5 protein-coding genes and 1 pseudogene are annotated in these 6,757 nt (G+C 40.8%); 4 read left to right on the top strand and 2 right to left on the bottom strand.

Annotated elements, in window-relative coordinates:
• Positions 1–177: 177 nt before the first annotated feature.
• Together AACW06_RS18420 and AACW06_RS18425 are read right to left on the bottom strand one after the other, a co-directional pair.
• On the bottom strand, positions 178–396 hold the full coding sequence (locus AACW06_RS18420) for a hypothetical protein (RefSeq protein ID WP_192076193.1): 219 nt from the start codon (positions 394–396) through the stop codon (positions 178–180).
• Positions 397–553: 157 nt separating this feature from the next.
• Positions 554–1,996 (bottom strand): glyceraldehyde-3-phosphate dehydrogenase, encoded by a 1,443-nt coding sequence (locus AACW06_RS18425; RefSeq protein WP_192076194.1) that lies wholly within the window; start codon positions 1,994–1,996, stop codon positions 554–556.
• A gap of 544 nt (positions 1,997–2,540) precedes the next feature.
• On the opposite strand from AACW06_RS18425, the gene AACW06_RS18430 reads away from it, so the two are divergent.
• The 4 genes and pseudogenes from AACW06_RS18430 to AACW06_RS18445 form a co-directional block, all read left to right on the top strand.
• The gene (locus tag AACW06_RS18430; RefSeq protein ID WP_192076195.1) at positions 2,541–5,207 is read left to right on the top strand and encodes an ATP-binding protein; all 2,667 of its coding nucleotides are present in this window, start codon (positions 2,541–2,543) and stop codon (positions 5,205–5,207) included.
• 94 nt (positions 5,208–5,301) lie between these two features.
• A pseudogene (locus tag AACW06_RS18435) lies at positions 5,302–5,574 on the top strand (IS1 family transposase); the annotation flags it as partial.
• 313 nt (positions 5,575–5,887) lie between these two features.
• On the top strand, positions 5,888–6,487 hold the full coding sequence (gene trmY / locus AACW06_RS18440) for a tRNA (pseudouridine(54)-N(1))-methyltransferase TrmY (RefSeq protein ID WP_192076196.1): 600 nt from the start codon (positions 5,888–5,890) through the stop codon (positions 6,485–6,487).
• Between the two features lie 145 nt (positions 6,488–6,632).
• Positions 6,633–6,757, top strand: a 125-nt coding sequence (locus AACW06_RS18445) for a DUF6444 domain-containing protein (protein ID WP_337923499.1), incomplete at its 3' end; no start/stop codon positions are given.

The raw sequence follows: 6,757 nt of genomic DNA on the forward strand, positions 1-6,757 counted from the left end.
CAATGAGTGGGAGCTTAATACTTGAACCTAGGCGAGAAAGCTCCTTCCCTAGAGTCGTGAAGAAAAAGCCAAGCCGATACCCTAGAAAATACAATGCCGCTCACCTTAAGTGAACGGCATTAGAGCAATAAACTGCTCCCTTTTTAATATGGTTATGCTTTACAACGACTTTACGTGTTAATTACCTTGATGAAAATGCTTTGTCGTGATGTCTTCATATTCACCGTCTATGACGTTACTGCGTCTTTGATAGAGCGAGTGACCTTTCAATTGTTTCTCTAAACGTTTACCCGTGATGATGGCTGCAATAGTCAGAGGGATCGCCAATATTAGGCTGAAAATCAAAGCAAAAAAGCCAGTAATTAGCGTCAATGCTGTGATGAGAAATCTGTTCATAATGTATACCTCTTTCTTAGTTGTGATCAGGTTAACTTAGTCAAGATGAATCAAACATGAACAAAAAAACCACCCTGTTGCGGGTGGTAATTAGAGATCTTATCCAGTGCTTATTATGCTGTGGAGTTGTTATGACGTTAAAGTGTTTGAGCTGATCTTAAGCAAAAGTGGCGGGATAAGTGTTATAACGCACGCCCATCATTTGTTCCATGCAATGGACAACTTGGCCGCTATAGCCGAATTCATTGTCGTACCAAATGTAGAGTACACAGCGATTATCTTGTGCGATGGTTGCCGCACCATCAACCACTCCTGCATGACGAGAACCCACCAAATCACTTGAAACAATTTCGGTGGAATCTGTGTAATCGATTTGCGCGGAAAGTGGAGAATTAAGGGCCATTTCTCTGAGATAAGTATTGAGTTCTTCTTTATCAGTACTTTTCTCTAAGTTTAGGTTCGCAACTGCCATTGAAACATTCGGGGTAGGGACACGAATCGCGTTCCCTGTCAGTTTTCCTGCTAATTCTGGTAAGGCTTTTGCTACCGCTTTAGCCGCACCTGTTGATGTTAATACCATATTCAGTGACGCGCTGCGTCCACGGCGTTCACCAGAATGGAAATTATCAATCAAGTTTTGATCATTGGTAAATGAGTGAACGGTTTCAATGTGTCCGGAAATAACTCCAAATTTATCATTAATAGCTTTGAGCACCGGTGTAATGGCATTCGTGGTACAGCTTGCAGCCGAGATAATGGTATCTTCTGGCTGAATAATCGCCTGATTAACGCCAAACACGATATTTTTAATGTCCCCTTTGCCGGGTGCTGTGAGTAGTACCTTACTTGTGCCATTGCACGCGACATGCTGACTAAGTCCTTCGCTGTCGCGCCAGACTCCCGTATTATCGACGATCAACGCTTCATGAATGCCATAATCGGTGTAGTCTATTTCTTCTGGTTTGTTGGCGTAGATAATTTGAATATAGTTCCCATTAGCAATAATGGCTTTACGCTCTTCATCAACCACAATACTGCCATTGAATTGTCCATGAACGGAGTCACGTCGTAACAAGCTTGCTCGCTTCTCTAAGTCCCCTTTTTTACCACCGCGAACCACAATAGCTCTAAGTCGTAATGGGTAACCTGGGCCACTTTTTTCGATCAGTAAACGTGTCAATAAGCGCCCAATGCGACCAAAACCATACAGTACAACGTCTTTAGGTGCTGCCAACTTCTCACCCGTTAACGCACTATGAAGTGCCGTGAGTAGGTAATCATTCAGTCCATGCTCATCGTCATGGTGTTGCCAAAATTGATGAGCTAGTTGGCCAATATCAATACGACATGGTGATAAAGTCATTTGCATTAATTGCTGTAGAATCGGCATGGTTTGAACTGGAGATAGGGATTCACCAGTGTAGCGACGCGCGATTCGATGAGCCTTAATGATATCGATGGTGGTGGCGTTGATGAGCGTTTTACCAAACAGGATAATTTCAACTCCCTGTTGGCGGTAGAGTTGACCGATAAGAGGTGACATTGATTCTGCAATGGTTTGACTTACTTGCCAGTCGAGGAGGTGTTTCTCTGGACTCATGTTTGTTGGGACCTTTCACGTTATATTGAGCTTGAATGTTCACGGTGTAGGGCCATGAACGTGTATCACACACCATTTAAACGGAGTTTGGATACGAGGAAAACTATTGTTGTTTTTATGTGGTGGAATTGTAAATGCACATTGGTTATTCTGCTAGGAAAAATAATGCGACATTTACTACTAAAAAACATCAAGATAGCGGGGTATCTAACCCTATTGGGGCCGTTTTTATGCCTCTTGACAATTTTCAAGTTGCCTCCTTATTTTGTGACGATAACGTATTAAGTCGCATATTTTTGCCTGCCCGATTTAATCTCTTTCAATAAAATGAGTTCAAGGTCAATTTATCACCGAAAAAAGTAAACGTTATTTTCAAATAACGTTTACTTTTTCCTTATCAGATACATGCCTTGGAAATTAAAAATTCTGAATTAAAGAATAATGTCGCTATCAAAGACATTTTACTTCTTAGGGATAAATAAGCAGGAAATCGCATAGAATGGCGTCTATCATTTAATCATCCATCAAGCCATCACTTTCAAGGATGATAATAATGGCATTGTTATCTCAACTTTCGATTAAGGCACGACTAATGATGCTGTGCTTGATTCCGGCACTGGTCATTGCGGTCATTGCTTTAGGCCTCTTCATTCAGTTTGATGCACGTCTGCATACGTATGAGATACTTAATCAAAAAGTTGAGTCATTAAATCAAACGACTAAAAGTGCTAACTTACTTTACCAGGCGTTGAGCGCAGAACTGCGCTCGGAAAGCAATGAGCAAGACTTAGATGAGTTCAAGCGAGCCTTAGCGGAGGTGCGTAAAAATATTAGTGTTGATCAGCATTTGACTCATGGTACAAGTGATCGCGTCAAGATAGAAAATATCATCAATCAGTTGAGTCAAGCTGTAGACACCATTCCGAATGCCACAAAAAATGAAGTGTTCGAGATAGGCAATAGTGGGTTTGCTTTGATAGGACAATTGATGGCTGAATTACAAAAAACCAACAGTTTGACGGCGCCTTTTGATATTCACTCGTTAGACCTAATTTATAGTGATTTACATTGGTTTTCGTTTTGGATGCAAAAGGAAGCTTGGCTAATTCAGCAATCTGCTGTGGTTGGTTCCCTTGCTAGAAATTTACAAATTGAATATTTGCAAGTTGCTGAGCGTCAGCAGCAATATTTAGAGAATCTGTTGGATTCAGGTGAAAGTAGTTATCAACTTGAACCATTCGCGATTCTGTTTACTCAAGCGAAATTTCGGCAAGGCGCTTTAATTCGAGACAACATTATTCGTAATGAAATTAACCCACAGCAATGGCCGTTGTATTTGGCAAATGCTGAAGGTCGGTATATTGCTGTAAGGACACATCTGCAAGGGGTTACTGTGAATTTCTCCATGCTACTTGCGCAACAAGTTAAGCAAGAAAAAATTCGAATGCTTGTGATGTATGCTGTGGCTATTCTGGTGCTGATTTTTCTCTATATTTTAGGTGCTAGCACTTATTATCGCGTGACATCGAAGTTAAGCCTCATTCTGAATGCGATGAGACGATTGTCTCAGCAGCAAGATGAAATAGAGCAAATCCCCGTTGAAGGTAATGATGAGTTCGCTCACTTTACAAGAAATTTCAACCAGATTATCCAACAACAACAACAGTATGAAATTGCGTTAGTTGAAACCAAAGAAACGGCAATTGCGGCTAACCGTGCAAAAAGTGCATTTCTTGCCAATATGTCTCACGAGATACGAACGCCACTCAATGGCATTATCGGTATGACTGAGATGCTTTCACGTAGTGACCTCAAAGTGAAAGAGCGTGAAATTTTGTCGGATATAGACACTTCTTCACAAATTTTGCTGATTCTGATCAATGATATTTTAGACTTATCGAAAATTGAGTCAGGCAATTTGGAACTCGCTCCACACCGTTTTGAGCTGGCTGAGATGGTTTATGACACCGTTCATTTAGTCAACGCGAAAGCGCTCAGCCAGCATGTTGAATTGAACATAAATTTAGATCCAGCATTGCCTCGTATTGTCGTTGCAGATGAATATCGTCTAAAGCAGATATTGATGAATTTACTATCTAATGCGGTTAAATTTACCAACGATGGTTATGTGAATACCGAGCTGACTTTCCAAGCAGGAGAACAGCCATCAATACGTTTTGTTGTATCGGATACTGGTAAAGGCATTGATAAAGAGATGCTAGAAACCATTTTTGAACCATTTACTCAAGAAGACCATACAATTACGCGCCGTTTTGGCGGGACAGGTCTTGGTCTGGCTATTTGTCGTCAATTACTCGATTTAATGAATGGCCGTATTAGTGTTCAGTCAACCAAAAGTCTAGGGAGCAGTTTTGAGTTTGTCGTGCCAGTCGAAGTGCCGTTAGAGCAACCACAGACTGAATTGTTGGCAACACATGTTTTACTTGTAACCAATGCATCCAACTATTCGGCGGCAATAAAACGTGATTGTGTGCGAATCGGTGTCGAATTCAGTGAGGTCAAAAATACAGAAGAAGCGTTGCACGTTAAGTTACCTGTTTCATGTATTTTATACTGTCAAACGCTTACCGCTAGTCTCCAGTCAGATCTTATTGAGCTGCATGATCAATTTCCTAGAGTCAAAGTTCTTGTGCTACAGCATCATCTATTCATCAATCAAGATTTTGTAAGATTCACACAGCCGATGCTGACTTTACCATTTTTAGGCTCGCGGTTTGAAAGGGCAATACGTGAGCTATTAGTGGCTTCGGTATGGGAGAGTGAGAAAGATTTGTTATCGGCAAGGGCTGATTCAATCATTGAAAACGGGAAGCGAATCTTGATCGTGGAAGATAATTTAATGAATCAAAAAATAGCCAGTTTCTTTCTTGAAAAAGCCGGACTGGATTATATGGTGGCGAATAATGGACAAGAAGCACTGGATGCGATCACGCAAGGCGGTCAATTCTGTGCCGTGCTTATGGACTGCATGATGCCAGTGATGGATGGCCTAACAGCGACCAAAAAAATTCGCCAATGGGAACAAGAACAAGGTAAGAATAAGCTGCCTATCATTGCTTTAACCGCCAGTGTACTTGAAGAAGATATTAAGAATTGTTTTGACGCAGGGATGGATGGTTATCTACCTAAACCTTATAAATCTAAGCAACTATTTGATATCTTTAGTGAGTTGAATGTTGCTGAATACTGAATTAGTAGCTCAGTAAATTGTTTCGCAGGAATCGGTTTGGAAAACAAATAACCTTGGTAGTTGTCACAACCTTCAGTATTTGGTAGCCGTAACACGGATGCTCTGTGCTCTGTGCTCTGTGCTCGCTTTGCTCAAGCCGTTTGATATCAGCTTCTTTTTTACCGATGATTTCAGCGTTTACACAAAAGAATTACCAAGGGAAAAGCATGTTGTGGGCAAAAGGTTCACTCAACGGATTGAGCGAACCAATCTAACCTAGCGTTCCAGATTAAAACGTTTAGTACGTAGAACAATCGGTTTTTCCAAATCGGAGAAGATGCACGATAAGGTGATAGGAACATTCATTGAACGAGAATTCTATCTTTGAATCAACCGTTTGGAGTCACGACCAAATTTCTTATATATCAATTAGTTATTAAGGTATGTTGATGGGATGTCGTATAGCGTTTAAACCCAAGAGACCTAAACCGCCAATCGGTATTGCTCGATTAGAAATTCTAATCACCGTTGCTATTTTAGTCGTACTTTTTTCTGGATCTGCCATGTTAGTTTGCAATAAATTGATATTTCTCTGGAAAGTGTATGTGGTAGAGTGTCGGCCTATTTTGGGCAATAGGTAAGCTTAGGTATTGCCCAACGTTATTAAACAAAGATTACTGATCGAGAGTTGAGTTGTAAAAATGAGAGCTTTTGTAGTTAGAGCACGCGCAGCATCCACAGATAAAAATACATTTCTAGCATCAGTTGGGCAGGAGGCACATACTGAAATTCTAGCCCACGTCCTTATGAATGCGATTTTTACCGCGCAGTCACATCGTGATGATGTAGTGGTTTATCTTGTATTAGAAAGCACTCAGGATTTCTCACGCACGTTGCGTTTTGAATCTCATCTTTTACAAAATATAGGTGGTTTTCATGAACAGGCTTTGCTTGCGAAGATTGCGCATGCTTTAGATGTGTCTGTTGGAATGAACAAGGAGCAAGAGCGTTCGGTCGAGCAAGGGCTGAGCGTTGAAACCATCAGCTTTGAAAAATTAGTACAGCGCCTTTCTGGATATTACTCATTGTATCTATTAGATAAAAAAGGAGAGAGTATCCGTGAACATCAATTTTCAGGTGATAGCTGTTTTCTACTCACGGATCACATTCCAATGCCGAAGAAAAGTTGGAACAGCCTCAAACGGCTCAATACTCAGAAAATAAGTCTTGGGCCAAGAATGTTGTTTGCTTCACAATGTATAGTCCTCATTCAGAATGAGCTTGATATCCGCGATCTTTAAAATGATGTATCCAAACTCATTTTAACGCACCTAATCTATTTTTAGTAAGCGTTCACCAGCAGACCATTGATAATAAAGTGTGAGTTAACGCAATTGATCCAACATTCCTAATTGAGTGATCATTTCTAGCCGTCATGATTAACGCATGAAAAAGAAAAAATCTAAATTCTCATCTTCGCCGCCCGTGGCCTCAGATATCAACGAAGCGAATGCGCTGATTGTTGAGCTCTGGGAGCAGTTGCGCCACTATGAGGACAAGCTCAAAACTAG

It is taken from the genome of Vibrio sp. S12_S33, assembly GCF_963889785.1.
Classification (GTDB): Bacteria; Pseudomonadota; Gammaproteobacteria; order Enterobacterales; family Vibrionaceae; genus Vibrio; species Vibrio aestuarianus.

Excerpts from the sequence above, each read along its gene's own strand:
- AACW06_RS18420 (WP_192076193.1), bottom strand. The coding sequence starts at position 396 with ATGAACAGATTTCTCATCACAGCATTGACGCTAATTACTGGCTTTTTT.
- AACW06_RS18425 (WP_192076194.1), bottom strand. The coding sequence starts at position 1,996 with ATGAGTCCAGAGAAACACCTCCTCGACTGGCAAGTAAGTCAAACCATT.
- AACW06_RS18430 (WP_192076195.1), top strand. The coding sequence starts at position 2,541 with ATGATAATAATGGCATTGTTATCTCAACTTTCGATTAAGGCACGACTA.
- trmY (WP_192076196.1), top strand. The coding sequence starts at position 5,888 with ATGAGAGCTTTTGTAGTTAGAGCACGCGCAGCATCCACAGATAAAAAT.